This is a genomic window from Kitasatospora sp. NPDC001540, from assembly GCF_042894345.1.
GTDB lineage: Bacteria > Actinomycetota > Actinomycetes > Streptomycetales > Streptomycetaceae > Kitasatospora > Kitasatospora phosalacinea_C.
The window spans coordinates 1-26,425 of the sequence record NZ_JBIAVO010000037.1 but is presented as its reverse complement, the minus strand read 5'-3'; the positions used below and the strand labels follow the sequence as shown (position 1 = coordinate 26,425).

Here is a 26,425-nt window from a genome sequence, read left to right as displayed (position 1 = left end):
GCCCGCCCCGCCCCGCCCGCCTGGAGTACCCGCATGCCACTGGCGCTCGTCGCCCTCGCCGTCACCGCGTTCGCGATCGGCACCACCGAGTTCTCCGCGATGGGGCTGCTCCCGCAGATCGCCCACGGCCTGGACCGGACCATCCCGCAGGCCGGCTGGCTGATCTCGCTGTACGCGCTGGGCGTGGTGATCGGGGCGCCGCTGCTGACCGCGGTGGCCGCGAAGCTGCCGCGCAAGACGGTGCTGATCGGGCTCGCCGGGCTGTTCACCCTCGGCAACCTGCTGTGCGCCGTCGCCCCGAACTTCGCCTTCCTCGCGGTGGCCCGGCTGATCACCGGCCTGCCGCACGGCGCGTTCTTCGGCGCCGGGGCGGTCGCCGCCGCCGAGATGGCCGCCCCGCACCTGCGGGCCCGCGCCGTGTCGGTGATGTTCTCCGGGCTGACGGTCTCGAACATCCTCGGCGTGCCCGCCGCCACCCTGCTCGGCCAGCACCTCGGCTGGCGGGCCGCGATGCTCGTCGTGGTGGCGATCGGCCTGCTCGGCGCCGCCGCCATCGCCCGCTTCGTCCCGCACCTGCCCAGCCACCCCGGCGCGGGCCTGCGCAGCGAGCTCGCCACCTTCCGCAGCGGACAGCTCTGGCTGGCCCTGGCCACCGTGGTGTTCGGCTGCGCCGGACTGTTCGCCTGCTACACCTACATCACCCCCACCCTCACCGAGGTCGCCGGGTTCGCCGAGGGCTCGGTCACCCTGGTCCTGGCCCTGTTCGGCGTCGGCATGACCATCGGCAACGTGATCGGCGGCTACGCGGCCGACCGGGCGCTGCGCCCGTCGATCTGCGCGACCTTCCTGGCGATGGCCGCGGCGCTCGGCCTGTTCGCGCTCACCGCGCACAACCGCTGGTCGGCCGCCGCCACGGTGGTGCTGATCGGCACGGCGGGCTTCGCCACCGTCCCGACCGTGCAGACCCTGGTCATCCAGAAGGCGCGCACCGCGCCCACGCTGGCCTCCGCGACCGTGCAGGGCGCCTTCAACCTGGCCAACGCGACGGGCGCCTGGCTCGGCGGCCTGGCCATCGACGCCGGGTTCGGCCTGACCTCGCCCTCGCTGGTCGGCGCGGGCCTGTCGCTGCTCGGCTTCGCGATCGCCGCCGTCTCCTGGTCGGTGGACCGCCGCACCCCGGCGGCCGTCGCCGACCGGCCGGTGGCGGCCGGGCCCGCGGAAGCGGTGGCCGCGACGGGCTGACGGGGTGACGGGGTGACGGGGCGTCGGCCCCCGGCCTGGCGGCCCTCGACGGGACCGGGCAGTAGATGATCTTATGAACCGTCCGGGTCCTCGTGCGGGAGGCCCGCGCGACCCCGAAGGAGCACCCCGTGACCGAGACCACCGCGCTGCCCGGCCGGGTCGGCGTCCTGCTGCCCCGCGACCTGCCCGTGCACCAGCTCCTCCCGTACGCGCGCCGCGCCGAGGAGCTCGGCTTCGACGAACTGTGGGTGGTCGAGGACCTCGGCTGGCGCGGCGGCGTCGCCCAGGCCGCCAGTGTGCTCGCCGCCACCGAGCGGATCACCGTCGGCATCGGCATCCTGCCCGCCGGGGCCCGCAACGCCTGCTTCGCCGCGATGGAACTCGCCACCCTCGCCCAGCTCCACCCCGGCCGCCTCACCGCGGGCGTCGGCCACGGCATGCGCACCTGGATGGAGCAGGCCGGCGGCGCCTGGCCCACCAGCCCGCTCACCCTGCTGCGCGAGTACGCCACCGCGCTGCGCGCCCTGCTGCGCGGCCAGGACGGCCCCGCCGACGGCCGCTACGTGCGCTGCCACGGCGTACGGCTGACCGAGACCCCCGAGGTGGTGCCGCCCGTGCTGCTGGGCGTGCGCGGCCCCCGGTCGCAGGCCCTCGCCGGGCAGGTCGCCGACGGCCTGCTGCTGGCCGAACCCGCCGCCCCCGCCTACGTCGCCGCCTCGCTGCGCCACCTCGGCCGCCGGGACGCCGAGGTGGTCACGTACGACGTCGCCGCCGTGGACGAGGACGGCGAGGCCGCCGTCGACCGCGTCCGGGCCGGGCTGGCCGCGATCGGCGACCCCGACTGGGCGCCGCACCTCGACCCGCTCCCGTTCGCCGCCGAGTTCCGCGCCCACCGCGCCGCCAGCGCCGACGGCGCGCAGTTCGCCCGCACCCTGCCCGCCGAGTGGGTCCGCGCCCTCGCCGTCACCGGCACCCCCGCCGAGGCGCGCGCCGCGATCGCCGCCCGCCACGCGGCCGGGGCCACCTGCGTCGTCCTCGCCCCCGTCGGACCCGACCCGCTGGGCGCCCTGAAGTCGCTGGCCCCGGCCCTGCCCGGCCACGGCTGACCGGGGCCCGGCGAGGCGGGTCAGAGCGGCGCGGTGCACCGGTCGGCCCAGGACAGGGCCGGTTCGAGCGGCTCGTACCAGGAGCTGAGGCCGAGCAGCCTGCTGCCGAGCTCGGTGAGCCGCGCGGTCGGGTAGCGCTTGGACTCGTCCAGCACCGGGGCGCCGTCGGGGGTGCCGCCCGTGGCGCGGTCCCGGCGCGGGGTGCGCAGGTGGCGCCAGGCGTCGACGCGGGACTCGCGCAGCCGCTCGTGCTCCTCCAGGGCGGGCGCCATCGACAGGTACTGCACGGCGCGCACGCCCCGCTCGGAGCGGTTGGGGGCGACGCCGTGCGCCAGCAGGCCGTTCCAGATCAGCAGGTCGCCGGGGTGCAGCTCGGGGCGGACCACCGGGAACTCGGCGCAGTCGACGGCCGGGCGCAGCGGGTCGCGGCCCGGGGGCTGGGCGAGCCGCCACGGCTCGAACCGGCGGAACAGCTCCGGGCTGCAGTGGAAGCCGCCGGTGTCCGGCGCGGTCTCGTTGAGCGCGATCAGGCCCTGCACCCGCTGCGGCGGCACGCTCAGCGAGGTGTCGACGTCCCAGTGCAGCTCGACCCCGGAGCCGTGCTCGACGGGGCCGCGGCCGGCGGGGCCGAGGCGGGCCCGGTCGCGGCTGCCGCGGTTGGGCGGGTTGAGGTTGAGCCGGTCCAGGGTGACCCACAGCTCCTCGCAGTCCCAGACGTCCACGAAGGCGTCGTAGACCCGCTGGTCCTGCCGGCTGTCCCACTGCAACTGGTGGTGGTACGCCTCGACGAAGCCGTGGACGTGCAGCTCCCGGTCCAGGTCGGAGCGGAACGGCCGGTCGGTGAACCAGCCCGCCGGGTCGCGCGGGTCCAGTCCCTGGAACTCCCAGGCGAAGTCGAGCATCCGGCGGGCGTGCTCGGCGGGCACCGCCTCGCGGACGACCACGTAGCCGTGGGTCTGCCAGTGCGCGAAGTCCTGCGGGGAGAGCACCCGCAGCGGGCGGGACTTGGCCAGTTCGCGCAGGGTGTGCTGGGCGAGGAAGGACTCGCCGTCGGCGCTGAAGTACGGGCGGTCGCTCGCGGCCCGGTACAGGTGGGCGCGGCGGGACGGTGCGAACAGCATGGGGAAACCCCTCCGAGGAGCGTGCGGGAGGCGGGCGGACGGCCGTGCGCCCCGGCGGCCCGCGCACGCGGCAGCGGGCCCGGACGGGCGGTGGACCCGGCGGGGCAGGGGCGCGGGCGACGGGGAAGGGCGGCACGGGAGTGCGCCGCGGTCGCTCCGTTCGCCAGATTGGTTCAGACCAAAGGTGTTGTCAAGTTCCTGACCGGTAACCAGGAGGGCCGCACGTCAAGCCCGTTGGGGCCACGACCCGGCGGACGGTCAGAGCCGGAACCAGGAACGGCGGGAGGCCGCCGCCTCCGGGCCCGGCGCCTCCGGTGCCCCCGAGGCCGCCGCGTCCGCCAGCACGGCCAGCGCCTCGTGCCACAGCGGGACCGCCTCCTCGGGCCGCCCCAGCGCGACCAACGCGTGCCCGAGCTGCTCCAGGGCCCGCCCCCGCGCCCACCGGTCGCCGCAGGCGCGGTGCAGCTCCAGGGCCCGCCGCAGGCAGCCGACCGCCTGCGGCAGCCGCCCGAACGCCCGGTGCACGGCGCCCAGGTGCAGCAGGGCCAGGCCCTCGGTGCGCGGGTCCGGCCCGGTCGGGCGCAGCGCCAGCCCCTCCAGCAGGAAGCGCTCCGCGTCCGCCAACCGCCCCAGCCGCAGCGAGGCGTCGCCCAGGTTGGTCAGGGTCACCCGCTCCGCCCGGCGGTGCCCGAGCGCCCGGGCCAGCGGCAGGGCGGGCCCCAGCAGCTCCAGGGCCTCCGCGGCCCGCCCCCGGCGCAGGATCAGCTCCGCCAGCTGGTTGCGCGCCGCGCACTCGCTCTCCGGCTCCGCCCCGCCCTCCGCGCAGCGCTCCAGCACCCGCCGCAGGTGCACCTCCGCCTCCACCGGCCGCCCCGCGTGCGCCTGCGCCGTGCCCAGCAGCGCCAGCGACACCGTCAGGGCCCGCGGGTCGGCGCTGTCGGCCGCCGCCGCGACGGCTGTCCCGGCCGCGGACAGCCACTCCGCCCGGTGGTGCTGCCGGTGGAAGAACGACCAGAGCGCGAACGGCAGTTGCCAGGCCGCGGGCGGCCGCCCCGCCAGCGCCGCGTGCCGGATCAGCGACAGCAGGTCCGCCAGGTGCGCCTCGCACCAGGCCACCGCCTCCTCGGGCGCCCCGAACACCGGCGGCCGCACCCCCGGCAGCGGCGCCGCCCCCGGCGGACGGGCCCCCGGCTCCAGCAGCCGACCGGCCGCGTCCGCGCCCTGCCGGTACCAGTCGTACAGCCGGTCCAGCGCCGCCGCCCGGTCCCGCGCGGAGTCCTGACCCTCCGCCAGCTCCCGCCCGTACACCCGCAGCAGCGAGTGGAAGCGGAACCGCTCCGGCCCCTCCGGCTCCAGCAGGTGGACGTCCGCCAGCACGTCCAGCAGCTCGTGCGCGTTGCCCGCGGTGGTGCCCAGCAGCGCCGCCGCGCTCTGCGCGGTCAGCGCCGCGCCCGGGTGCAGCGCCAGCAGGCGGAAGGCCCGGGCCGGTTCCGGGGCCAGCGCCCGGTACGACCAGGAGAACACCGTCCGCAGCGCCGAGTCGCCGTCGTCCGCCGCCGCCAGCACGTGCAGCCGGGTGCGGTCCGAGCGCAGCTCCTCGTTGACCCGGGACAGCGTCAGGCCCGGCCGGGACAGCGCCCGCTCGGCCGCCACCAGCAGCGCCAGCGGCAACCGGCCGCAGCGGCGGGCCAGTTCACCCGCCGCCGCGAGGTCCGCGTCCACCCGCTCCGGCCCCAGGGCGCGGCGCAGCAGCTCCACCGCCCGCTCCTGGGACAGCGGCGCCAGCGTCACCCGCCGCGCCCCGTCCCGCACCACCAGCCCGGCCATCCTGGTCCGGCTGGTCACCAGCACCACGCACCCCGGCGCGCCCGGCAGCAGCGGACGCACCTGGGCGGGCGCCGCCGCGTTGTCCAGCACCAGCAGCACCCGCCGCTCGGCCAGCAGCGTGCGCAGCAGCGCGCTGCGCTCCGGCACCCGCGGCGGGATCGCCCCCGGGTCCGCGCCCAGCGCCCGCAGGAAGCCGTCCAGCACCTCGCCCGGCTCCCGCGGCACCCCCGAACTGCCGTGCCCCGCCAGGTCGCTGAACAGCACCCCGTCCGGGAACCGGTCACGGACCCGGTGCGCCCACCGCACCGCCAGCGCGGTCTTGCCGACCCCGCCCATCCCGTCCAGCACCCACACCCGCGGCCCGCCCTCGCCCCAGCGCGGCCGGGCCGGGGACAGCGCCCCGTCCAACTCGGCGAGCGCCGCCTCGCGGCCCGCGAACACGCCCGGGGCGGGCGGCAGTTGCACGGGAACGGCCACCGGCGGCGGTGGGGGAGCGGCCGCGGTGCTGCCGGGGCCGTCGACGGCCGGGGCGTCGGGCGGCCCCAGCCGTTCGGGGGCGACCCCCAGCGCCCGGGCGCAGGCCGCGGCCAGCAGCGCGTGGCCGGGCCGCCGCCCGGTCTCCACCCGGCTCAGGTAGCTCTTGCTGTAACTGGTCGCCCGGGCGAGCTCCGCGAGGGACACCCCGCGCTCCTCCCGCAACGCCCGCAGCCGCTCGCCGAACCTCACCGGCCCCGGCCCCCACTTCCCGATGTGCTGTCACTGCCCCCCGGCGCGCGGTGCCCGAGGTGTTGCCAGTTCCCCCTGTCAACGGGCAACACCTTGCCGCCGCCCCGCACGGACCCGAAGGATGGAGGCGGTGCCAGGCCCCGCAGCACGCCGTCGCGCCAGCCTATCCGCCGTCAGGGAAGCGGCGGAGCGGCCGCCCACCGGAACCGACCAGGCCAGCGGAGCGCGATGCCCCGAGAAAACCGCTCCACCCCGCGCCCCGCCGCGGGCACACTCGACAGATGCCCACCGAGCACTGGCCGCTGCCCGGCCTGACCGTCCGCACCGAACGCCTCGAACTGCGGCTGCCCGCCGAAGCCGAACTGCACGAACTCGCCGACCTCGCCGCCCGCGGCGTGGTCGTCCCCGGCACCAAGCCCTTCGGCTCCACCTGGGCCTACGGCACCCCCACCGAACGCGCCCGGGCCGTCCTCACCTCCCACTGGCGGGCCCAGGCCACCTGGACCCCCGAGGAGTGGAACCTGCCGCTGGCGATCTTCGTCGGCGGCCACCCCGTCGGCGTCCAGTCCGTCCGCGCCACCGACTTCGCCCTCCGCCGCGAGACCCTCTCCGGCTCCTGGCTGGCCCTCCCGCACCACGGCCGCGGCCTCGGCACGGCCGCCCGCGCCGCCATGCTCCACCTGGTCTTCGCCGGACTCGGCGCCACCGACGCCACCTCGCACTGCTACGCCGACAACGCCCCCTCCCTCGCCGTCTCCCGCCGCCTCGGCTACCGGCCCGACGGCATCCAGCGCGACAGCCGCCGCGGCGAGCCCGCCACCACCCTGCGCCTGCGGATCACCCGCGAGCAGTGGGAGGCCACCGAACGCCCCGAGGCCCGGCTGACCGGCCTGGACGCCTGCGCGGAACTCTTCGGCCGCTGACGGCGGGCACGGACGCGGGCACCCGTCCGTTGGTCCGGTGCGGGGGCGGGGGAGGGGAGGGAGAGAACGGAGCGGAGCATTGGTGCCCTACCTGATCGTGCTGGGCGTGCTGGGCACGGTGCTGACCGCGCTCGGCCTCGCCGGGCGGGCGCTGCGCCGACGCGGCGGCACCGGCGCGTCCGCGCTGCGCGGCGCGCTGGCCGGGTACGAGGAGGCGATGCGCGCCACCTCGTACCAGGCGCACGTGGAACTGCGGGCCGAGGCCGACCGCGTCGCCCCGGTCGCCGCGCCCGACGGCTTCCGGCCCGCCCTCGGCCCGCGCGGCGGCGGCCGGGGCCGCCGCCCCGGCCCGGTCAGGCGCGGGCGTCGGAGGCGGTGGCGGCGGCCGTGACCGTCACCTTGAGGTGCTTCATGATCGGCTGGTCGCTCTGCGTCGAGTAGTCGCCGAGCGCGCACAGCACGTTCATCTCCGGCATGTAGCCCGCCGCGCAGCCCCGGGGCAGGTCGTACGGGACGGCGAGGTAGCCGTGCAGCGAGCGGGTGGAGCCGTCGCGGGCGGTGGCGGTGACGTCCACCGGGTCGAACTCGCCGAGGTGGCGCTCGCGCATGTCCTGACGGTTCATGAACACCAGGGTGCGCAGGTTCTTCACGCCCCGGTAGCGGTCGTCGTCCGAGTAGATCGTGGTGTTCCACTGGTCGTGCGAGCGCATCGTGCCCAGGACCAGGGTGCCGGGGGCGGGGATCACGTCGGGCAGCGGGGCGGTGGAGAACTCGGCCTTGCCCGAGGGGGTGAGGAACACCAGCTCGCGGGCGGGCTGCCGGAGCCGGAAGCCCAGCGGCAGGCGCACCCGCCGGTTGAAGTCCTCGAAGCCGTCCAGCACCTTCGCCATGGTGTCGCGGATCCGGTCGTAGTCCTCGACGTACCACTCCCAGGGCGTGCCGCTGCCCGGCAGCGCGGCCCGGGCCAGACCGGCGATGATCGCCGGCTCGGAGAGCAACTGCCGGGACGCGGGCTTCTTCCGCATCCCCCTCGACAGGTGCACCATGCTCATCGAGTCCTCCACCGAGACGGCCTGCACCCCGCCGCGCTGCCGGTCCTGCTCGGTGCGGCCCAGGCAGGGCAGGATCAGCGCCCGCCGCCCGTGCACCAGGTGGCTGCGGTTCAGCTTCGTCGACACGTGCACCGTCAACTCGCAGCGGCGCAGCGCCTCGTACGTGCGGGCGGTGTCCGGCGCGGCCAGCGCGAAGTTGCCGCCCATCCCGACGAACACCTTCACCTCGCCGCGCGCCATCGCCCCGATCACCCCGACGGTGTCCAGCCCGTGCGCGCGCGGCGCGTCGATCCCGCAGACCTGCGAGAGCCGGTCCAGGAACTCCGGCGCCGGGCGGTGGTCGACCCCGCAGGTCCGGTTGCCCTGCACGTTGGAGTGCCCGCGCACCGGCGACGGACCGGCGCCCTCCCGGCCCACGTTGCCGCGCAGCAGCAGCACGTTGACGATCTCCCGCACGGTGTCCACCCCGTGCTCGTGCTGGGTGATGCCCAGGCACCAGGAGAAGATCGACCGGTCCGCCTCCCGGTAGATCCGCGCCGCCGCCAGCAGTTGGGGCCGACTCAGGCCGCTCTGCCGCTCCAGCTCCTCCCAGGGCGTCCGCTCCACCAGCTCCCGGTACGCCGCGAACCCGGTGGTGTGGCGCTCGATGAAGTCCTCGTCCAGCGCCTTCGGGTCCTGCGCCGACTGCTCCAGCACCGCCTTCGCGATGCCCCGCAGCAGCGCCAGGTCGCCGCCGATCCGCACCTGCAGGTTCAGGCTGCTGGTGGACGTCGCCCGTCCCAGCGCCATGTTCGCGAACTCGTGCGGCACGATGGTGCGGGTCGCCGCCGCCTCCACCAGCGGGTTGACGTGCACCACCTTCGCGCCGCGCCGGGTCGCGTCGGCCAGCGCCGTCAGCATCCGCGGCGCGTTGGAGGCCGCGTTCACGCCCAGGATGAACAGCGCGTCCGCGGCTTCCCAGTCGCGCAGGTCGGCCGTCCCCTTGCCCGTCCCGAGCGCGGCCGTCAGCGCCCGCCCCGACGCCTCGTGGCACATGTTCGAACAGTCGGGCAGGTTGTTGGTGCCCAGCTCGCGGGCCATCAGCTGGTACAGGAACGTGCCCTCGTTGCTGAGCCGCCCCGAGGTGTAGAACGCCGCCTCGTTCGGGTCGTCCAGGCCGCGCACCACCTCGCCGAACAGGTCGAAGGCCCGCTGCCAGTCGATCGGCACGTACCGGTCGGTGTCGGGGTCGTACACCATCGGCTCGGTCAGCCGCCCCTGGTCCTCCAGCGCGAAGTCGCTCCACTGCGACAGCTCGGAGACGGTGTGCGCCGCGAAGAACTCCCGGCCCACCCGCTTGCCCGTCATCTCCCAGGTGACGTGCTTGATCCCGTTCTCGCAGATGTCCAGGTGCAGGCCCTTGTAGTCGTCCGGCCAGGCGCACCCCGGACAGTCGAACCCGCCGTCCTCGTGGTTCATCCTCAGCACCGCCCGGGGACCGTCCACCCACTCCCCGGTCGCCGCCAGCACCTTCGTCACGCTCTTCGCGGCCCCCCAGCCCGCCGCCGGATGGCGGTACGGTGCGAACGACGGCGGCGCCGACGGCTCCGCCCCCACCCTCGGCTCCACCTGCGGTTCCTCTTCGGCAGCGGTCACGGCACGCCTCCCGGCTCTCGGGCACTCCTCACGGCAACGGCACCCCCATCGTGCCCACCACCGCCCCGCCCGCGCCCGACCGCCGCGCCGGGCGGGTGGCACCCGGCGCGGCGGGACAGGGCGGTTTCCCGAACCCCGAAGACGGGCGCTGGCACCATCGAAACGCCCCGCCCGGCCCGGCCACGATGAAGGCATGGACGAGCGAACGACCGACGCGAACGGCACGAACGGCAGGGACGGCACGGCGGCCCGGGCGGACGGACTGCACCGGCAGTACGGGCGCGGCCCCCGGGCCGTGGCGGCCCTGCGCGGAGTCAGCGCCCGGTTCGCGACCGGCACCTTCACCGCCGTGATGGGGCCCTCCGGATCCGGCAAGACCACCCTGCTGCACTGCCTCGCCGGAATGGACCGCCCCGACCGCGGCACCGTCCGGTGGGGCGACACCGAGATCGGCGCCCTCCCCGAACGCCGACTCGCCGTCCTGCGCCGGGAGAACGTCGGATTCGTCTTCCAGGCCTTCAACCTGATGCCCGCCATGACCGCGGCCCAGAACGTCGAACTCCCCGGCCGCCTCGCCGGACACCGCCCCGACCGGCGACAGGTCCACGAAGCCCTGGCCAGGGTCGGCCTCGCCGACTGCGCGCGCCACCGCCCCGCCCAGCTCTCCGGCGGCCAGCAGCAGCGCGTCGCCCTCGCCCGGGCCCTGGTCTCCCGCCCCCGCGTGCTGTTCGCGGACGAGCCCACCGGCGCCCTCGACCGCGCCACCGGACGGGAGGTCCTCGCCCTGCTGCGCGAAGGCGTCGACCGCGACGGACGGACCTGCGTCATGGTCACCCACGACCCGGTCGCCGCCGCGTACGCCGACCGCGTCCTGCTGCTCGCCGACGGCCGCCTGGTCGACGAACTCCACCACCCCACCGCCGACCGGGTCGCCCGCGCGCTCGCCCTCGCGGACGACACCCGCGGCACCCGCGCGACGACCGGAGGGACCGGACGATGACCACCACGACCGTCGCCCTCGCCTGGGGACAACTCCGGTGCCGCCCGGCCGGGTTCACCGGCCTCGCCGCGGCCCTGCTGCTCGCCGTCGCCGCCGTCACCGCCCTCGGCGCGCTGCTCGGCGCCGAACGCGGCCTCACCGCGGCGCAGCGGCAGGCCGTCGGCGGGCCCGGTGTGCCGCTGATCGTCGGGGCGTTCGGGGAGATCACCGTCCTGGTGGCGTTCTTCGTCGCCCTGCACACCCTCGGCTTCGCCCTGCGCCACCAGTACCGCGACCTCGCGCTGCTGCGCACCGTCGCGGCCACGCCCCGGCAGGTCCGCCGACTGTTGCGCACCCAGAGCGCCCTGGTCGTCCTGGCCGTCGCCGCCCCCGGCGCCCTGCTCGGCACCGCCGCCGCCCGCGCCTTCCTCACCGGCCTGCAGCACCACGCCCTGGCCGCACCACGGGCCCGGATCACCGACGCCGCACCCGCCGCGCTCGCCGCCACCGCCGTCACCCTGCTCCTCACCGCCGCCGCCGCGACCGCCGCCGCCCGCCGGATCACCCGCCCCGCCCCCGCCGCCGCCCTCACCGGCAGCACCGGCACCACCCCCCGCCCCGGACCGCTCCGCCTCACCGCCGCCGCGGCCGCCCTCACCGGTGGCGTCCTGCTGCTCCGCCTCGCCGCGACCCGGCCCGCCGAACAAGTCGACAAATCCGCCCAGGCCGCGCTGCTCGCGACCCTGGCCCTGCTGGCCGCCGTCGCCCTCGCCGGACCCCTGCTCACCCGGCCCGCCGCCGCCCTGCTCGGCGCCGCCGCCCGCGTCCTCGCCCCCGGCACCGGCTGGCTCGCCGACGCCAACCAGCGCGGCCACGCCCACCGCCTCGCCGCCGCGGTCGTCCCCGTCGCCCTGCTCACCGGACTGTCCACCACCATGACCACCATGACGGCCACCGCCCGGCACGCCGCCCGCGCCACGGGCGCACCGGGCGGGGCCCCCTCCGCCACCGACATCTGGCTGCGCCAGACCGAACTCGGCCTCCTCACCGCCTTCGGCGCCGTCGCCACCCTCACCACCCTGATCGGACTGACCGCCGAACGCCGCCGCGAACTCGCCCTGCTCCGGCTGGTCGGCGCCACCCGCCCCCAGGTGCTGCGCACCGTCACCGCCGAAGCCGCCCTCACCTGCACCGTCGGCCTGCTCCTCGGCACCCTCGTCACCGCCGCCACCACCAGTGCCTTCAGCACCGCGGCGCTCGGCAGCCCGCTCCCCGCCGTCCCGCTCGCGACCTGTGCCCGCATCGCCGCCGCGGCCCTGTTGCTCACCGTGCCCGTCAGCCTGGTCACCGCGGTGGTCGCGCTGCGGGGGCCGGCGGTGGAGGCGGTGGGCGGGCGGCAGTGAGGTGCGGCAGTGAGGTGCGGCGGGATGGTGCGGCGGGGTGGTGCAAGGTGGTGTCCGGACCGGGGTCGGTGCGAGAGGCGGGGAGGTCGGTGGCGGTGGGGAGGATGGGGCGGTGGGCGGCGCGGCCCGGGGAGTGGGGGTTCGCGGTGGTGGGGCTGGTCCCGGCGCTGCTCGGCGGGGCGTACGCGTGGGCCGCGCTGTACGCGGGGGTGCTGCTGTCGCTGACCGTGGTCGGGCTCCCGGTGGTGGCGGCCGCCCTGACCGGGGCCAGGGCGCTGGGGCGGCCGCACCGGTGGCTGGCCGGACGGCTGCTGGGGGCGCAGGTGCCCGACCCCGGGCCCGTGGTGCGGGAGCCGGGAGCGGTCGGGGCGGTCCGGGCGGCGCTCACCGACGTCGTGGCCTGGCGCGCCCTCGGCTACCTGCTGCTGCGACTCCCGCTGGGACTGCTCGGCGCCGCCGTCGTCCTGCTGCCGCTCGGCTGCCTGTGGCTGCTCGGCTTCCCGCTGTGGCTGCGGCTGCTGGAGGACGGACCGCACCCCGTCGGGCCGCTCGACCTGCTCGGACCGCTGCTGGGCCTGGTCGTGCTCGCCGCCGTCCCGCCCGCCGTCCGGCTGCTCGCCGGGGCCGAGCGGCGGCTCGCCCGCCACCTGCTCGGACCGGCCCGCGCCCAGCAGCGGGTCCGCGATCTGGAAGCCGCCCGCCACACCCTGCTCAGCACCGGGAGCGACCGGCTGCGCCGCCTCGAACGCGACCTGCACGACGGCACCCAGGCCCGCCTGGTCGCCGTCGCCATCACCCTCTCCCTCGCCGACGACGTCCTCGCCGACCCGCACCCCGACCCGGCGCGGCTGCGCGCCCTGGTCGACCGGGCCCGCCACCAGACCGACGACACCATCGCCGAACTGCGCGTCCTCACCCGCGGACTGCGGCCCACCGGTCTCGACGGCGGACTCGCCGAGGCGCTGCCCGCGCTCGCCGCGGGCTGCGCCGTCCCCGTCACCCTCCGCCTCGACCTCCCGCGACGTCCGGACGAGGCGGTCGAGCAGACCCTCTGGTACTGCGCGGCCGAACTGCTCACCAACGTCACCCGGCACAGCACCGCCCGCTCCGCCGAACTGACCGTCGAACCCGTCACCGCCGGTGGCAGCCGCGAGCTGATCCGCCTGACCGTCCGGGACGACGGCCGTGGCGGTGCCGCCCCGGGGGCCGCCGCGGAGGCCGCCGCGGGCAGCGGCCTCGCCGGACTGGCCGAACGCCTCGCCGCCGTCGACGGCCGCCTACGGATCGACAGCCCGCCCGGCGGCCCCACCACCGTCACCGCCGAACTGCCCGCCCGGCTGTGAACCGGGCACGCCCCGCAGCCCGGTCGGGCCCGCGGCCGGGCCCCGGCCCGTCGGGGGCCCGAGCGGCGGTCGCGGCTCCCGGCCGCCCAGGCCGTTGCGGACGGCGCGCGGGGAGGCGCCGAACTCGCGGCGGCACGCCTTGTTGAAGGCCTGGAGGTCGGGGATGCCGACCGACGCCGCGACGGCGGGGATGGACAGGGTGGTGGCCCGCAGGAAGTGGCGGGCCCGCTCCATCCGCCGGGCGCGCAGGTAGCCGACCACGGTGCTCCCGGTGGCGGCGCGGAAGAGCCTGGTCAGGTGGTTGTGCGAGACGCCCGCCGCCTTCGCGACCTCCGCCACGCTCAGCGGCCCGGCCAGCCGGGCCTCGATCACCGCCAGGGCGGTCGCGACCGCCGGATGGGGCGCGACGGCGTCGGCCGCGCGCGGCGGGGCCAGCTGGGCCACCCGCCACAGCGCCGCCCATACCTCGGCCGTCGCCCGGGCCGGCGCGTGCGGCCAGGCCGCCAGCGCACTGTTCAACTGCGCGGCGAGCGGGGCGAGTTCGTCCCCGGCGTCCTGGATCACCGGGACGCCGACCGGCGAGCCGGCCGCACCGAGGCGCAGGTGCACGTACAGGTGCTCGGAGCGGCCCCGGTAGCGGTAGCGCACCGTGCTGCCGGGCGGGACGAGGCTGACCCGGCCCGGGCGGATCGCGTGCGCGGTGCCGTCCACCGTCAGGTCGGCCTCGTAGCCGTAGAGGTGCAGCTGCCACAGGTGCGGCAGCGAGAACACGTCCGTACGGCCGACGCAGCCGTGCACGCCGATGCCGACCGCGGCCAGGCCGGGCGGTTCGTCGAGGTGGGCGAGTGCGGTGTCCATGCCCGAGTTCTACCACCCCGCCCGCCGCCGCCCCGGGCCCCGGCGGCGGCGCACGGGGCGGCGGCGGATGGCGGGCGGCGGATGGTGAAAACCGACCAGTGGACGGCGAACCGGACCCACCCGCGGGGCGGGCCCGCGGCCCTAGCGTCCTCGCCATGGACAACGAACCGATCCTGCTCGACTCGGTCCGGATGGCCCGCTTCGTGGCCCGCGGCTCCCTCCGGCTGGACGCCGTCGTGCCCGCGGACCTGAACGCCGAGGCACTGACGGCGCTGGCGCAGGAACTGCCACCGGTCCCGTACGGGACGCCCCTGGCGCAGGCGTACGCCCCGGACTCCCTGCCCGCCAGGCTGCTGGCCGTCCCGCAGGTCGCGGGCGCGCTGCGCAGCCTGGTCGGCCCCGGACCGCTCGTCGACCACCACGCCGTCCACGTGCGGGAACCGCGCGGCGGGGACGCGCAGCCGCTGCACGCGGACGCCATCATCGACGTCCGTCCGGACGCCTTCGACGTGCAACTCATGTACTACCCGCAGGAGGTGACGCTGGAGATGGGCGGCACGCTCAGCGTCCCCGGCAGCCACCTGCGCCGGACCAACGAGACCGACACCGGCCGCTACCAGAACCTCCGCGGCCAGGACCGCCTGGTCTGCCCGGCCGGGACGGTGGTGTTCGTGCACCACGGCCTCTGGCACGGCGGCCGCCGCAACGACAGCGACACCACCCGCTACATGTTCAAGATCCGCTTCAACCCGACGGTCCGCCAGCGCCTCCTGTGGGACACCGCGGACCTGCACGACCCGCGGGTGCGCGCCGAACTGGACGTCCACTTCCCCTGGTACGAACAGGCCACCGGGCGCCTGGAGCGCTACCAGCGCACCCTGCTGTGGCGCGAACTGACCGGCGACCCCGACTTCGACCTCGACCACTGGGTCACCAGGGTCTCCAACCGGCCCCAGGAGGCGACGGCATGACGGCCGCCCCCCGCACGGACACCGCGCCCGCGCCCGTGCTCGCTCCCGCACCCGCACCCGCTTCCGTTCCCGCTCCCGTGCTCCGCCAGCAGGTGCTCGTGCTGTACCTGAGCACCTCGGCCCTGGACTCGGAGGTGCTCGGCTGGTCGCGCTACGACGGCACCGGCCGCACCTCCCCGACCACGGGGGACGGCGCGGAGCCGCCCTACGGCACCGGACTCGACGCGCTCAAGGACGGCTGGCGGCTGATCCAGGCCGCTCAGCTCCTGCCGCCCCACCCCGGCCACGAGTACGAGGTCTCCTTCCTCAAGCACGAGTTCTTCTTCGAACGGATCGAGCGGCTCGAGGAGTTCCGCACCGGCGCGTGAGGGACCCCGGCGGGTGTCGGCCCGGACGGCCGTCAGGCCGGCCCGGACAGGTACGCCAGTACCGCCAGCACCCGCCGGTTGTCCGACGGAGAGGCGAGCAGCCCGAACTTCGCGAACACCGAGGCGACGTGCTTCTCCACCGCCCGCTCCGACACCGACAGGCGCTCGGCCACCGCCCGGTTCGACCGGCCCTCCGCCATCAGCGCCAGGACCTCCCGCTCGCGGGAGGTCAGCGCGTCGACCGCGCTGCGGCGGCGGGCCCGCACCAGGTGGCCGACCACCTCCGGGTCCAGCGCGGTGCCGCCCGCCGCGACCCGGTGCAGGGCCTCCACGAACTCCGAGGTGCGGGCCACCCGCTCTTTCAGCAGGTAGCCGATCCCGGCCGCGCCGTCCGCCAGCAGCCGCTCCGCCCAGGAGGGCTCCAGGTGCTGGGAGAAGACCAGCACCCCGACCCCCGGGTGCGACTCCCGGATCCGCAGTGCCGCCCGGAGCCCCTCGTCGGTGTGGGTCGGCGGCATCCGCACGTCCACCACCGCGACCTGCGGGCGGTGCGCCGCGACCGCTGCCAGCAGGTCCTCCGCAGTGGCGACCGCCGCGAGGACCGCGCAGCCGCGCACCGCCAACAACTCCGCCATGCCGTCCCGGAGCACCGCCGAGTCCTCGGCCAGCACCACCCGCAGCCGTTCCTCCGTCATTCCCCCATTGTGGCCCGGCCCGAACGGCCGTCAGTCCACCGGCGCCCAGCGCTTGACCACCCGCGGGCCCTCGTCCGCGGAGACCGGCCACAGCCGGATCCGCACCCGCTCCCGCGCCTGCGCCTGCTCGGCGGAGTCCCCCGCGGCCGCCGGGTTCGCGCGCGAGACGCGCACCCGGAGCAGGCCGGGCGGCACCTCGAAGTGGTCCGCGTCCGGGAGGTGGTCGGTGCCGCCCAGCACGGCCACCCGGCCCGAGGGCACCTCGATCGTCGCCTCCACCACGTGGTCGAAGCGGGCGTGGTCGGCGGGCTGCGGGGCGTCGAAGACCTGCACCGACACCGCGACGTCCGCGTCGCCCGCGGTGCCGATGCCCAGCGCCCGCCGCCCCGGTGCCAGGCCGTCCGCCACCGCCCGCGCCGTCCACGCCGCGCCGAGGTCCTCGTCCGCCTCCCCGTCCTGCAGGCGCAACCGGAAGTGGTCCGCGAACAGCTCCAGCTCCGCCGTCGCCAGCAGCCCGCCCACCCCGCGGCCGCGGTGCGGCCCCGGCAGGTGGCCCTCCGGCGGGGAGGGCAGCGCGGCCAGGCACCCCGGCGAGCAGGCGTTCACCAGCAGCGGCAGCACGTCGCGCCCCGAGGTGCGCAGCGAGATCCACGCCTGGTGCAGCCCCGCCACCCCCGCCACCGGCCCGTCGCACACCGAGCACGCCCGGACCGACTCCACCCCCCACACCGCCGGGTCCAGCGCCCCGAGCCCGGCCTCCAGCCCGGCCCCGTCCGCCGGTTCGGCCAGTACCGGGAACGGCGGCCGGGTCCTCGGGTTCCCGTACAGCGCCCGGGTGCTGACGGTGCTGCGCCGCAGCAGCGGCAACCGCGCCAGCTCGTACGGGAACCAGTGCAGCCGGTACGAGGTGTACGGCGTGAACTCCTCCAGCGCCCGCATCCCGCCGATCTCCGGCGGGATCCGCACCAGGTTCGACCCGTACAGCCGCAGGTGCCGCACCTCCGTCAGCGCGCCGATGCCCGCCGGGAGCGTCACCACCTGGCGGCGCTGCTCCGCCGTCAGCCCCTCCAGCGGCGCGAACTCCTCCCGGCCGTCCGCCGCCGCCTCCGCGACCAGCTCCAGCAGCCGCCGCCAGCCCGGTGCCGTGACGTCCTGCCGCTCGCCGTGGAAGCGCACCCGGCGCCGCCGGACGCAGTCGCAGGGATCGACCGGCCCGGCGGGCCCCGGGAAACGGTTCGCGAACACCTGCCGGGTCTGCCCCTCGTCCATCCGCCCACCCTACGGACCCGCCGGAGGCCCGGGGAAGAGGGGTCCGCGTACGATGGCGCACCGTGCTGATCTGGATCAACGGACCGTTCGGCGGCGGCAAGACCCAGACCGCCCACCACCTGGCCCGCCGCCTGCCCGGCGCCGCGATCTGCGACCCCGAGCACCTCGGCTTCGGGCTGCGCCGGATGCTCCCGCCCGACCTGCGCGGCGACTTCCAGGACCTGCCCGCCTGGCGCCGCGGCACCGTCGAGGTCCTCGACCTCGCCGCCCGCGAACACCCTGGGCCGGTGCTCGTCCCGATGACCGTCACCGACCCCCGCCACTTCGCCGAGACCGTCGGACGGCTGCGCGAACTCGGCCACGACGTACGGCACTTCACCCTGCTCGCCGACCGCGCCACCGTCCTGCGCCGCCTCGCCGAACGCGACCTCGTCCACCGCCTGCGCCGCCTGCCCGGGCTGAACGGCCCGCCCCCGCGCGAGAGCTTCGCCGTCTCCCGGCTGGACGACTGCCTCACCCGGCTCGCCGCCCCCGCCTTCGCCACCCACCTCACCACCGACCGCCTGAGCATCCGGCAGACCGCCGAGCACATCGCCGACCTCGCGGGCCTGCCCCTGCGCCCCGACACCGACTCCCCGCTGCGGGCGAGTCTGCGCCGGGCGGCGGTGAAGGTCCGTCACATCCGCTTCGACTAGGCCCTGTCCGGCCGGTCCCTGGTCGGTGCGCACGGTCCACGGCGATCGTCTGCGCGGTCCCGTAGCCTGCGCCCATGACCACCGAGGAGTACCTCGCGACCATTGACGCGTTGACCGTGCTGCCGTTCCCGGAGGTGACCCATGTGGACGCCTCCGGGTGCGGTGGACCAGAGCATCATGTGCGCGAACTGCAGGTCAGCCGGGACTTCTGGGACGACGACGGGCGGGCCCGGGTTGACGCCGAAGCCGACCTGCGGGCCCGCCTCGACGACCTGGCAGCATGCCTGACGGCTCGGTGGGGCCGTGCGTTCGTCGTGGACCTCGGACCGTACCTGAGTGCGGGTTGCGAGGGAGAACCGGTGCCCGAGCCGCTCGACCACCTCAGCCAACAGGCCGTGAGCATGCAAGCCTGGCCGCTTCCCGATCGCGGTCGTTGGCTCGCGCTGACGATCGGCCAGGCCGACAAGGAGCTGCCACTCGTCCTGCTGGCAGCGGTCGGGCTCGCCTCGGCACTCGACTTGAACACGAGTGGCCGGTCATGAGCGGAGCCGCACGCTGACGGCTGCAGCCGGGACAGTGCCGAGGAAGACGTCCCCGTCGATGCCGCCTGCGGCATCCGCTTCCGCCCGGATACGCCGGAGCAGGGACTCCCAGGCCCCGTCGGCCGACCGCAGCCGGTGGCGTTCGTGGACCGTCTTCCACCTTCCACGGACCGAATCGCTCGGGCAGGTCGCGCCGGTGCACTCCGGTCCGCACCCGGTGCAGAATCCCGTCGATCACCTGCCGGTGATCACGCCACCGGCCGCACCGCCTGTTGCCGACCGGCGGGAACGGCCGCAGCCCTTCCCGCTCGGCATCCGTCAGATCGCCCCGCCCCATGAGCGCACCAACGACCGGAGCAGGCGATAGTCACATGATCGACTGGGCCCGGCCAGCTACACTCCGCCCGTGATCGCACCGTCGAACCCCCACCTCGCTCAGCTCCTCGACCAGCCCGCCGACGGGGATGCCGACGCCATGGACGTGTTCATCGCGCTGTTCGACGGCGGGATGTACGTCCCGATCGCCGCCCCCGGCCAGGTGATCACGGGCCGCAACCCCGCGGGCGAGCGCATCCTGCTCGGGTTCGCCGACGCGGGACTGGGCCGGGACGTGCCGGCGGCCGTCGGCACCTCGTACTGCGACGCGGCCGAGCTGATGACGATGCTGGCGGGGACCGGCGCCGTCGAGCTGGTGCTCCGCTCCCGGCAGGGTGAGGCCCGCCTGCCCCGGCTGACGCTGGAACGCTGGGCGGACAGCTTCCCCGGCGACCGGCTGCGGCTCGACCCAGCCACCGGGCCGGACGCCCGGGCCCTGCACGGAGCACTGACCCGCCGGGTACCCGGATTCCCGGCGGTCCGCGCCGCCTGGCTGTCCCTGGCCAGCTGGCCGGACTCCCCCGAACCCCAACTCCTGCTGCACGTCGCCGTGGACGAGGACCCACCCGGCCCGGTCGCGAACCACCTGCTGCGGGCCCTGCTGCGGGAGGAGGCCCTGCGCCACCTGTCCTACCCCGAGGTCGCCGTCATCCCGCTGCACCCCGTCGCGCACGCGCACACCGTCGCCGAGCTGGACGGCCTCGGCCTGGCGACGGTCCGCAACGAAGCCAGGACCGGCCCGTTCGAGGCCGCCGCGCCCGACGCACCGCAGCCGCGCCGCCGCTGGTTCGGCCGCTCCTGACCGCCCGGCCCGCAGAAGGGCCCACCCGGCCGACCCGGACACCGAACTCGACGCCCGCCCGGACGCGTTCGGCTCAAAGCCGCATGAGCCCGGCGGCGGTCGGCCGGAATCCACAATGACCGTAGAAGGACTCCAGGTGCGGCTCGTAGTCGACGTGCAGCCACTCGGCACCGCATGCCTTCGCCTCGTCGGCAGCCGCCCTCACCAGCCGCACCCCGAGCCCCTGCCTGCGCTCATCCGGGTGCACGGTCGTGTCCAGGACGAAGGCGTGCGCACCGCCGTCGCCGACGACGTTCACGAATCCGACCAGCCGGCCACCTCGACGCGCCGCGATCCAGGTCAGACTGCGCGACAGCATCGGCGCGAAGGAGGTCGGCCTGTGAGTCGGCCACGACGCGCTGAACAACCCGTTGAGCTCGGCATCCGTCAGATCAGGACGCACAACCAACACCTCGTCGCCGACCTGCGACGAATCACTGATCACCATGCAGAGCAGCCTGCCACGCACCCACGGCCGTGATCACCCCCTCCGGCCCCGCGGCACCCTGGAGCGCCTGCGGCCCGAACCCGGCGACCTGCTCCCGAAGGGCGGCAGCGCCCGGATCACCGGCTTCCGGCTGACCCTGGTCAAGAGCGTCGGCAGCACCCGGGGCAACGCCGAGACGGGCTTCATCCGCACCGTGGACAGCGCCGTCCAGCGCTTCCACAGCAGCGTCGTCGCGCACCTCGACCCGCCGTCACGACGGGCCCGCCCGGCCGCCGCGTCCAAGTCGGGCTGACCGCGGGACGCCGCACGGCCCGCCGCCGGGCGGGATCAGGCCGGGGCGGGCCCGGTGAGGGCGTCCCAGCGGGCGAAGCCCGCGGTGAACAGGGCGCGGACGGCGGCGGTCTCGGCGGGCGTCCAGGACGCGGGGTCGGAGGTGGGGTCGAGCGCGGTGCCGCCGAACAGCTTGTCGTAGGCGCTGTCGTGGATCGGGCCCTGGGCGGGCAGGGCGCCGGGCAGGTCGGTGAAGAAGTTCCAGGTGTCGAGGAGGAGCCGGCAGCTCGCGGGCGGCTGCCGGTCGTGGGCCTCGGTCCAGCGGCGGGCGGCGGCCAGGTCGAGGGTGTTCCCGGCGCCCCAGAAGAAGTCCAGCCCGTGGCGCAGGCAGTGGGCCTCGGCCGCGGCCGGGTCGGGGAAGCGCAGCAGGAGACCGTCCGGGCCGGTGAGGAAGGCGTCGGGCTCGTCGTTCTCGCCGAGGCGCCACAGCAGGATCGGGTCACCGGTGGGGGTCAGGACGCGGTACGGATAGTGGTCGGGCACGGGGCGAGGGTAGCCCGGCGGGGTGGCGGGGCGGGTTGCGGGGCGGTAACTGCCACAATGGACGGCGAAGATCTTCACGTCGGCGCACCGGACAGTGAGCAGACAGCGACAGACAGACAGTGAGGTTGCCTTGTCCAAGGTCAAACTGAGCACCAATCACGGCGACATCGTGATCCGGCTGGACGCCGAGAAGGCCCCGGCGACGGTCGCGAACTTCCTGCAGTACGTCCAGGACGGCTTCTACGACGGCACCGTCTTCCACCGGGTCATCGACGGCTTCATGGTGCAGGGCGGCGGCATGGAGCCGGGCCTGCGCCGCAAGGAGACCCGCGCCCCGATCCAGAACGAGGCCGACAACGGCCTGAAGAACACCCGCTACACCGTGGCGATGGCCCGCACCGCGGACCCGCACTCGGCCACCGCGCAGTTCTTCGTCAACGTCGCGGACAACGCCTTCCTCGACCACACCGCGAAGAGCGGACCGGGCTGGGGCTACGCCGTGTTCGGCGAGGTCGTCGAGGGCCGGGAGGTGGTGGACGAGATCAAGTCGGTGCCCACCACCTCCAAGGGCGGCCACGCGGACGTCCCCAAGGAGGACGTGCTGCTGCTCAGCGCCGAGGTCGTCGAGTAGCGGTACCGCGCAGCGCGCTGCCCCGCCCCCGGGGAAACGGGGACGGGGCAGCGGGCGCGAGCCGGGGGCCCGGGTGCGGGCCCGGGCTTCAGGCGCCGACCGTCAGGGCCGCCGTCAGCGGGAGTTCGCCGCAGTGCGGGCCCGCCTGCAGGACGAAGCCGCCGGGCTCGGTCCGCCAGCCCCGCTCCGCCACCGACCAGTGCTCCAACGCCCGTGCGGGCAGCCGCAGTTCCACCTCCACCTGCTCGCCGGGCCCGGCCTCCGCGGCGCCGAAGGCGGCCAGCCAGCGCACCGGCCGCTCCAGCGCCGAACCCGGCCGCGACAGGTACAGCTGCACCGTCTCCCGGGAGCGGCGCGGCCCCTCGTTGCGCAGCACCACCCGCACCGTGCGCGAACCGTCCGCCGCCGGGGCCGAGGGCGCGTCCAGCGCCAGGTAGCGCCACTCGCCCCAGCCCAGCCCGTGCCCGAACCAGTACGCGGGGGAGCGGCCGGCGCGCAGCCAGCCCCGGTGGCCCAGGTGCAGGCCCTCCGCGTACTCCAGCCGCCCGTCGGTCGGGGCGGTCGCGTACACCGGGCAGTCCGCCTCGGCGTCCGGCCAGGTGGTGGGCAGCCGCCCGCCCGGCTCGGACCGGCCCAGCAGCACCTCGGCCAGCGCGGCCCCGCCCTCCTGGCCGGGGAACCAGCAGGTCAGCACCGCGCCCACCCGCTCGCGCCAGGGCAGCAGCACCGGGCTGCCGGTGTTCACCACCACCACCGTGCGCGGGTTGGCCGCCGCCACCGCCGCCACCAGCTCGTCCTGGCGGCCCGGCAGCCGCAGGCCGGACCGGTCGAAGCCCTCGCTCTCGTGCTCGTCCGTGGTGCCGACCACCACCACCGCCACGTCCGCGGCCGCGGCCAGCTCCACCGCGTGCGCGAACTCCCGCTCCAGCTCCGCCTCCGGCCGGTCCGCGGCCAGCACCAGCACCCGGCCGTGCGCGGCCTCCACCGTCCGCCGGGCCAGCAGCGCCACCTGCTGGCCCGCCGCCAGCTCCAGCTCCACCTGCCGGAACGAGGGCGCCACGTGCAGGTACGTCGGGTCGTCCGAGAGCGGCGCCACGTACTCCTCCAGCAGCACCTCCCCTTCCGCCTCCAGGCGCAGCGCGCCCAGGCCCACCACGCCCAGGCGCCAGCGGCCCGCGGACGGCGCGGTGAACCGGGTCGCCACCTCGATGGTGCGCACCGGCGCCAGGTCGACCTCCCCGGCCGGCTCCAGCACCCGCCCGGTCGCCCGCGCCTCGGCGTGCACCAGCGCGCCGTCGGCCGCCAGGTAGCGCACCAGCACGCCCGGGGCCGAGCCGTCCGGCAGCACGCAGTCCGCGGCCGCCAGCGGCGTCGGACGCAGGGTGGTGCGCACCCCCGGCGCGTGCACCAGCTCCACCGCCGGGTCCAGCGCCGCGCGCAGGCCCGCCAGCGGCGAGACCGGCGCCGCCGGGAACACCGAGGCGCTGCCGCCGCCCTGCACCCGGGCGGTCGCCGCGTTCGGGCCGATCAGCGCGACCCGGCGCAGCGTCGACTCCTCCAGCGGCAGCAGCCGCTGCGGGTTGTGCAGCAGCACGGTGCCCGCGACGGCCGCGGCCCGCAGCGCCCCCCGGGTCACCGGGTCGGTGGGCACCGGAGCCCGCCCGCCCGCCGCGGGCGGGTCGAACGCGCCCACCCGCTCCGCCAGCCGCAGCATCCGCTCCACCTTGTCGTCCAGCGCGGCCGCCGGCACCCGGCCCGCCCGCACCGCCGCCGCCAGCGCCGCCCCCCACGCCGGGTTCGGCCCCGGCATCGCCAGGTCGCACCCCGCCGCGCCCGGCCCGTCCGCCGCGTGCACCGACCCCCAGTCGGAGACCACCAGCCCGTCGAAGCCCCACTCGCCCTTCAACGGCTCGGCCAGCAGCGGGTGTTCGACCATCGACGTCCCGTTGACCCGGTTGTACGCCGACATCACCGCCCACACCCCGGCCCGCACCGCCGCCTCGAACGGCGCCAGGTACACCTCGCGCAGCGTCCGCTCGTCCACCCGGGCGTCGACCGTCAGCCGCTCGGTCTCCGAGTCGTTCGCCACGTAGTGCTTGGCCGTCGCCGCGACCCCGCGCGCCTGCACGCCCGCGACGTACGCCGCCCCGATCCGGGCGGTCAGCAGCGGGTCCTCCGAGAAGCACTCGAAGTTCCGCCCGCCCAGCGGCGAACGGTGCAGGTTCAACGTCGGCGCCAGCACCACGTGCACGCCCTTGCGCCGGGCCTCCGCCGCCAGCAACCCGCCCATCCGGGCGACCAGTTCCTCGTCCCAGGACGCGGCCAGCGCGGTCGCGCACGGCAGCAGCAGCGCGGTGTCCGCCTCGTCCCACCGCTCCCCGCGCACCCCGACGGGCCCGTCCGAGCAGACGACGGGGTGCATCCCGATCGCGGGCTCGCCGCTGCTGCGGAAGGTGTCCCCGCCGGAGACCAGCCGCGCCTTCTGCTCCAGGTCGAGTACCCGGTGGTCCGTTCGGCGCGCCGACTGCGGTGCGTCGGAAGTGAGTTGAGGTGACATGGAGAGCCGGGTCATCCTTTCGTGGCTCCTTGCATGATGCCGTCGATGATCTGACGGCCCATCAGGAGGAATGCGACGAGGACGGGCGCGCTGGCGACCAGGGCGCCGGTGAGGACGAGCGAGTAGTCCTTGATGTAGCCGCTGGCCAGCTCGGAGAGGGTGAGCTGGACGGTCGGGTTCTGCTGGGTCATGACGACCTTGGGCCAGTAGAAGTCGTTCCAGGCGGCCATGAAGGTGAGCATGCCCAGGACGCTCATCGCGGGGCGGGCGGCGGGCAGCACGACGTGCCGGACCAGGCCGCGGGTGGTGCAGCCGTCCATCCGGCCCGCGTCGAGGAGTTCGTCGGGGACGGCGCCGGTCAGGTACTGGCGCATGAAGAACAGGCCGAAGGCGTTGGCGGCGGCCGGGACGATCAGGGCCTGCAGGTGGTCGGCCCAGTGGAACCAGTTGGCCATCATGATGTACAGCGGGATGATGCCCAGCTGGGTGGGGACCATCATGGTGGCGACCACCGAGGCCAGCAGCGGGCCCCGGCCGCGAAAGCGGAGCTTGGCGAAGGCGAAGCCGCCCAGGGTGCTGGTCAGCACCACGCTGGCGGTGACGGTGGTCGCCACGACCAGCGAGTTGACCATGGCCAGGCGCAGGTCGGTCTGGGCGAACACCTGGGTGACGTTGTGCCAGAGCCGGCCGCCGGGCAGCAGCACCGGGGGCATCCGGTGGATCTCGGTGTTGGAGCGGGAGGCCGCCACCAGCGTCCAGTACAGCGGGAAGAGCGAGAGCAGCACGGCGGCGCCGAGGACGACGTACACGCCGCGCCCGGCGGTCAGCTGCCGGGTGCTGCGGGAACGCCTGCGGGGGGCGGGGGCGGGGACGGTCATTCGGCACCTCGCATCCGGCGCGCGGCCAGGAAGTTGACGGCGGCGACCAGCACGATCAGCAGGAACATCGCCCAGGAGATCGCCGCGCCGTAGCCGTACTTGAAGCGGCCCCAGAACTGGTTGTACGAGTACAGGGCCAGGGTCTGGAACTGGTGCTGGGAGCCGCCGGTGGTCGGGTCCTGCTGCTGGCCGAACAGCATCGGCTCGCCGAACAGCTGCAGCGCGCCGATGGTGGAGACGATGACGGTGAACAGGATCGTCGGGCGCAGCATCGGGATCGTGATCGAGCGGAACTGCCGCCAGCGGCTCGCCCCGTCCAGCGCGGCCGCCTCGTACAGCTCGAACGGGACGGACTGCATCGCGGCGAGGTAGAGCAGGGCGTTGTAGCCCGTCCAGCGCCAGGTGACGATCGCGGCGATCGCGGACCAGGAGGAGAGGGTGCCGGCCTGCCAGTCGACGTGGTCGACGCCGAACAGCGACAGGAACCAGTTGACCATGCCGAAGTCGCGGCCGAACAGCTGGACGAAGATCAGCGTGACGGCGGCCACCGAGGTGACGTTCGGCAGCAGGACGCCCAGCCGCATCAGGGTGCGCCCGCGCATCCGGTAGTTGAGCAGGTGGGCCAGGCCGAGGGCGAGCAGCAGTTGCGGGACGGTGGCCAGCACGCCGATGCCCAGGGTGTTCTTGACGGCGTTCCAGAAGAACGGGTCGTCCAGCAGCCTGCGGTAGTTCTCGAACCCGACCCACCGGCCCTCGCTGCCGGGGCGGTCGGCGCGCCAGGCGGTGAACGAGACGTAGCCGGTGTACAGCATCGGGAACAGGCCGAAGACGCCGAAGACCAGGAAGAACGGCGAGAGGTACAGGTAGGGCGAGACGGTGCGGTCGAGCCGGTGCCAGCGGTGGCCGGCGGGGCGGGCGGGGGCGCGGGCGCCGCGGGCGGCGGCGGTGGATGCGGCCAAGGGGAGCTCCCGGGGGCGGGGACGGGGCGGGCGGGTGGCGGGGGGGGGGGGGGGGGGGGGGGGGGGGGGGGGGGCGGGGGCGGCGGGGGGGGGGCGGGCGGGGGGGGGGGGGGGGGGGGGGGGGCCCCGGCCCGGGGGGGGGGCGGGCGGCTGGGCGGCCCCGCCGTG

Annotated in this window: 25 protein-coding genes and 1 pseudogene; 14 read left to right on the top strand and 12 right to left on the bottom strand. The window is 76.0% G+C overall.

All coding sequences use genetic code 11. The features are described 5' to 3' along the window. Nucleotides 1-33 precede the first annotated feature (33 nt). Nucleotides 34-1,242 (top strand): MFS transporter, encoded by a 1,209-nt coding sequence (locus ACFY00_RS31370; RefSeq protein ID WP_388035723.1) that lies wholly within the window; start codon nt 34-36, stop codon nt 1,240-1,242. A 128-nt stretch (nt 1,243-1,370) separates the two neighbouring features. Further along, a complete protein-coding gene (locus tag ACFY00_RS31365) occupies nt 1,371-2,348 on the top strand; it encodes an LLM class flavin-dependent oxidoreductase (protein WP_388035719.1) in 978 nt (325 codons plus the stop codon). 20 nt (nt 2,349-2,368) lie between these two features. Here the strand turns inward: ACFY00_RS31365 and ACFY00_RS31360 are convergent, their stop codons facing one another. Next, complete coding sequence (locus ACFY00_RS31360) at nt 2,369-3,469, bottom strand: phytanoyl-CoA dioxygenase family protein (RefSeq protein ID WP_388035718.1); 1,101 nt, start codon at nt 3,467-3,469, stop codon at nt 2,369-2,371. Between the two features lie 258 nt (nt 3,470-3,727). Further along, nucleotides 3,728-6,022, bottom strand: coding sequence for an ATP-binding protein (locus ACFY00_RS31355; protein WP_388035715.1), 2,295 nt, complete (start codon nt 6,020-6,022; stop codon nt 3,728-3,730). 281 nt (nt 6,023-6,303) lie between these two features. Between ACFY00_RS31355 and ACFY00_RS31350 the strand changes: the two genes are divergently transcribed. Next, nucleotides 6,304-6,945: a GNAT family N-acetyltransferase gene (locus ACFY00_RS31350; RefSeq protein ID WP_388035713.1), complete on the top strand. Its 642-nt coding sequence runs from the start codon at nt 6,304-6,306 to the stop codon at nt 6,943-6,945. Between the two features lie 82 nt (nt 6,946-7,027). After that, nucleotides 7,028-7,336 (top strand): hypothetical protein, encoded by a 309-nt coding sequence (locus tag ACFY00_RS31345; protein WP_388035710.1) that lies wholly within the window; start codon nt 7,028-7,030, stop codon nt 7,334-7,336. Here ACFY00_RS31345 and ACFY00_RS31340 read toward each other — a convergent pair. Next, nucleotides 7,299-9,605, bottom strand: a complete 2,307-nt coding sequence (locus tag ACFY00_RS31340) for an FdhF/YdeP family oxidoreductase (protein WP_388035851.1) — start codon at nt 9,603-9,605, stop codon at nt 7,299-7,301. The genes ACFY00_RS31345 and ACFY00_RS31340 overlap by 38 nt on opposite strands. Nucleotides 9,606-9,825: 220 nt before the next feature. On the opposite strand from ACFY00_RS31340, the gene ACFY00_RS31335 reads away from it, so the two are divergent. From ACFY00_RS31335 to ACFY00_RS31325, 3 genes are all read left to right on the top strand, one after another. Beyond that, complete coding sequence (locus ACFY00_RS31335) at nt 9,826-10,632, top strand: ABC transporter ATP-binding protein (RefSeq protein WP_388035707.1); 807 nt, start codon at nt 9,826-9,828, stop codon at nt 10,630-10,632. Continuing rightward, nucleotides 10,629-12,014 carry an FtsX-like permease family protein gene (locus ACFY00_RS31330; RefSeq protein ID WP_388035704.1) on the top strand — a complete coding sequence of 462 codons (1,386 nt, stop codon included), beginning with the start codon at nt 10,629-10,631 and terminating at the stop codon, nt 12,012-12,014. The genes ACFY00_RS31335 and ACFY00_RS31330 overlap by 4 nt, the downstream gene beginning before the upstream one ends. Before the next feature lie 104 nt (nt 12,015-12,118). Next, nucleotides 12,119-13,357, top strand: coding sequence for a sensor domain-containing protein (locus ACFY00_RS31325; protein WP_388035701.1), 1,239 nt, complete (start codon nt 12,119-12,121; stop codon nt 13,355-13,357). Here the strand turns inward: ACFY00_RS31325 and ACFY00_RS31320 are convergent. Further along, on the bottom strand, nt 13,292-14,215 hold the full coding sequence (locus ACFY00_RS31320; RefSeq protein WP_388035699.1) for a helix-turn-helix domain-containing protein: 924 nt from the start codon (nt 14,213-14,215) through the stop codon (nt 13,292-13,294). The two genes, ACFY00_RS31325 and ACFY00_RS31320, sit on opposite strands and share 66 nt — an antisense overlap. 155 nt (nt 14,216-14,370) lie before the next feature. On the opposite strand from ACFY00_RS31320, the gene ACFY00_RS31315 reads away from it, so the two are divergent. Further along, entirely contained in the window at nt 14,371-15,186 is an 816-nt protein-coding gene (locus tag ACFY00_RS31315; RefSeq protein WP_388035696.1) for a phytanoyl-CoA dioxygenase family protein, read from the top strand. After that, nucleotides 15,183-15,554 carry a hypothetical protein gene (locus tag ACFY00_RS31310; RefSeq protein ID WP_388035693.1) on the top strand — a complete coding sequence of 124 codons (372 nt, stop codon included), beginning with the start codon at nt 15,183-15,185 and terminating at the stop codon, nt 15,552-15,554. The genes ACFY00_RS31315 and ACFY00_RS31310 overlap by 4 nt, the downstream gene beginning before the upstream one ends. Nucleotides 15,555-15,586: 32 nt before the next feature. On the opposite strand, the gene ACFY00_RS31305 is transcribed toward ACFY00_RS31310, so the two are convergent. After that, nucleotides 15,587-16,249, bottom strand: a complete 663-nt coding sequence (locus tag ACFY00_RS31305) for a LuxR C-terminal-related transcriptional regulator (RefSeq protein WP_388035691.1) — start codon at nt 16,247-16,249, stop codon at nt 15,587-15,589. A gap of 30 nt (nt 16,250-16,279) precedes the next feature. Continuing rightward, a complete protein-coding gene (locus ACFY00_RS31300) occupies nt 16,280-17,518 on the bottom strand; it encodes a hypothetical protein (RefSeq protein ID WP_388035688.1) in 1,239 nt (412 codons plus the stop codon). 62 nt (nt 17,519-17,580) lie between these two features. Here ACFY00_RS31300 and ACFY00_RS31295 point away from each other — a divergent pair, with 62 nt between their 5' ends. After that, entirely contained in the window at nt 17,581-18,213 is a 633-nt protein-coding gene (locus ACFY00_RS31295; RefSeq protein ID WP_388035685.1) for an AAA family ATPase, read from the top strand. Between the two features lie 74 nt (nt 18,214-18,287). Next, nucleotides 18,288-18,755, top strand: coding sequence for a hypothetical protein (locus tag ACFY00_RS31290; protein ID WP_388035682.1), 468 nt, complete (start codon nt 18,288-18,290; stop codon nt 18,753-18,755). Between the two features lie 54 nt (nt 18,756-18,809). Here ACFY00_RS31290 and ACFY00_RS31285 read toward each other — a convergent pair. Next, nucleotides 18,810-19,092, bottom strand: a pseudogene (locus tag ACFY00_RS31285) (transposase); the annotation flags it as partial. Between the two features lie 69 nt (nt 19,093-19,161). On the opposite strand from ACFY00_RS31285, the gene ACFY00_RS31280 reads away from it, so the two are divergent. Next, entirely contained in the window at nt 19,162-19,932 is a 771-nt protein-coding gene (locus ACFY00_RS31280) for a hypothetical protein (RefSeq protein ID WP_388035679.1), read from the top strand. A 73-nt stretch (nt 19,933-20,005) separates the two neighbouring features. Here ACFY00_RS31280 and ACFY00_RS31275 read toward each other — a convergent pair whose 3' ends face one another. After that, the gene (locus ACFY00_RS31275; protein ID WP_388035676.1) at nt 20,006-20,419 is read right to left on the bottom strand and encodes a GNAT family N-acetyltransferase; all 414 of its coding nucleotides are present in this window, start codon (nt 20,417-20,419) and stop codon (nt 20,006-20,008) included. On the opposite strand from ACFY00_RS31275, the gene ACFY00_RS31270 reads away from it, so the two are divergent. After that, a complete protein-coding gene (locus ACFY00_RS31270) occupies nt 20,418-20,711 on the top strand; it encodes a hypothetical protein (RefSeq protein WP_388035673.1) in 294 nt (97 codons plus the stop codon). The genes ACFY00_RS31275 and ACFY00_RS31270 overlap by 2 nt on opposite strands. Before the next feature lie 35 nt (nt 20,712-20,746). Here ACFY00_RS31270 and ACFY00_RS31265 read toward each other — a convergent pair whose 3' ends face one another. Then, nucleotides 20,747-21,232, bottom strand: coding sequence for a hypothetical protein (locus tag ACFY00_RS31265; protein ID WP_388035671.1), 486 nt, complete (start codon nt 21,230-21,232; stop codon nt 20,747-20,749). 130 nt (nt 21,233-21,362) lie between these two features. Between ACFY00_RS31265 and ACFY00_RS31260 the strand changes: the two genes are divergently transcribed. Then, nucleotides 21,363-21,863, top strand: a complete 501-nt coding sequence (locus ACFY00_RS31260; RefSeq protein WP_388035668.1) for a peptidylprolyl isomerase — start codon at nt 21,363-21,365, stop codon at nt 21,861-21,863. Nucleotides 21,864-21,951: 88 nt separating this feature from the next. Here the strand turns inward: ACFY00_RS31260 and ACFY00_RS31255 are convergent, their stop codons facing one another. From ACFY00_RS31255 to ACFY00_RS31245, 3 genes are read right to left on the bottom strand one after another with little or no spacing between them, the layout of a single operon-like run. Further along, a complete protein-coding gene (locus ACFY00_RS31255; protein WP_388035666.1) occupies nt 21,952-24,435 on the bottom strand; it encodes a glycoside hydrolase family 3 C-terminal domain-containing protein in 2,484 nt (827 codons plus the stop codon). After that, nucleotides 24,432-25,298 (bottom strand): carbohydrate ABC transporter permease, encoded by an 867-nt coding sequence (locus ACFY00_RS31250; RefSeq protein WP_388035663.1) that lies wholly within the window; start codon nt 25,296-25,298, stop codon nt 24,432-24,434. Before ACFY00_RS31250 ends, ACFY00_RS31255 begins: the two co-directional genes overlap by 4 nt. Next, nucleotides 25,295-26,257 carry a carbohydrate ABC transporter permease gene (locus ACFY00_RS31245; protein WP_388035660.1) on the bottom strand — a complete coding sequence of 321 codons (963 nt, stop codon included), beginning with the start codon at nt 26,255-26,257 and terminating at the stop codon, nt 25,295-25,297. The genes ACFY00_RS31250 and ACFY00_RS31245 overlap by 4 nt, the downstream gene beginning before the upstream one ends. Between the last annotated feature and the right edge of the window lie 168 nt (nt 26,258-26,425).

What these genes read in the sequence shown, in the direction of transcription:
- ACFY00_RS31370 (WP_388035723.1), top strand. Translation starts at nt 34, where the DNA reads ATGCCACTGGCGCTCGTCGCCCTCGCCGTCACCGCGTTCGCGATCGGC.
- ACFY00_RS31360 (WP_388035718.1), bottom strand. Translation starts at nt 3,469, where the DNA reads ATGCTGTTCGCACCGTCCCGCCGCGCCCACCTGTACCGGGCCGCGAGC.
- ACFY00_RS31350 (WP_388035713.1), top strand. Translation starts at nt 6,304, where the DNA reads ATGCCCACCGAGCACTGGCCGCTGCCCGGCCTGACCGTCCGCACCGAA.
- ACFY00_RS31335 (WP_388035707.1), top strand. Translation starts at nt 9,826, where the DNA reads ATGGACGAGCGAACGACCGACGCGAACGGCACGAACGGCAGGGACGGC.
- ACFY00_RS31330 (WP_388035704.1), top strand. Translation starts at nt 10,629, where the DNA reads ATGACCACCACGACCGTCGCCCTCGCCTGGGGACAACTCCGGTGCCGC.
- ACFY00_RS31325 (WP_388035701.1), top strand. Translation starts at nt 12,119, where the DNA reads ATGGGGCGGTGGGCGGCGCGGCCCGGGGAGTGGGGGTTCGCGGTGGTG.
- ACFY00_RS31320 (WP_388035699.1), bottom strand. Translation starts at nt 14,215, where the DNA reads ATGGACACCGCACTCGCCCACCTCGACGAACCGCCCGGCCTGGCCGCG.
- ACFY00_RS31315 (WP_388035696.1), top strand. Translation starts at nt 14,371, where the DNA reads ATGGACAACGAACCGATCCTGCTCGACTCGGTCCGGATGGCCCGCTTC.
- ACFY00_RS31310 (WP_388035693.1), top strand. Translation starts at nt 15,183, where the DNA reads ATGACGGCCGCCCCCCGCACGGACACCGCGCCCGCGCCCGTGCTCGCT.
- ACFY00_RS31305 (WP_388035691.1), bottom strand. Translation starts at nt 16,249, where the DNA reads ATGACGGAGGAACGGCTGCGGGTGGTGCTGGCCGAGGACTCGGCGGTG.
- ACFY00_RS31300 (WP_388035688.1), bottom strand. Translation starts at nt 17,518, where the DNA reads ATGGACGAGGGGCAGACCCGGCAGGTGTTCGCGAACCGTTTCCCGGGG.
- ACFY00_RS31290 (WP_388035682.1), top strand. Translation starts at nt 18,288, where the DNA reads ATGACCACCGAGGAGTACCTCGCGACCATTGACGCGTTGACCGTGCTG.
- ACFY00_RS31270 (WP_388035673.1), top strand. Translation starts at nt 20,418, where the DNA reads ATGCAGAGCAGCCTGCCACGCACCCACGGCCGTGATCACCCCCTCCGG.
- ACFY00_RS31275 (WP_388035676.1), bottom strand. Translation starts at nt 20,419, where the DNA reads ATGGTGATCAGTGATTCGTCGCAGGTCGGCGACGAGGTGTTGGTTGTG.
- ACFY00_RS31255 (WP_388035666.1), bottom strand. Translation starts at nt 24,435, where the DNA reads ATGACCCGGCTCTCCATGTCACCTCAACTCACTTCCGACGCACCGCAG.
- ACFY00_RS31250 (WP_388035663.1), bottom strand. Translation starts at nt 25,298, where the DNA reads ATGACCGTCCCCGCCCCCGCCCCCCGCAGGCGTTCCCGCAGCACCCGG.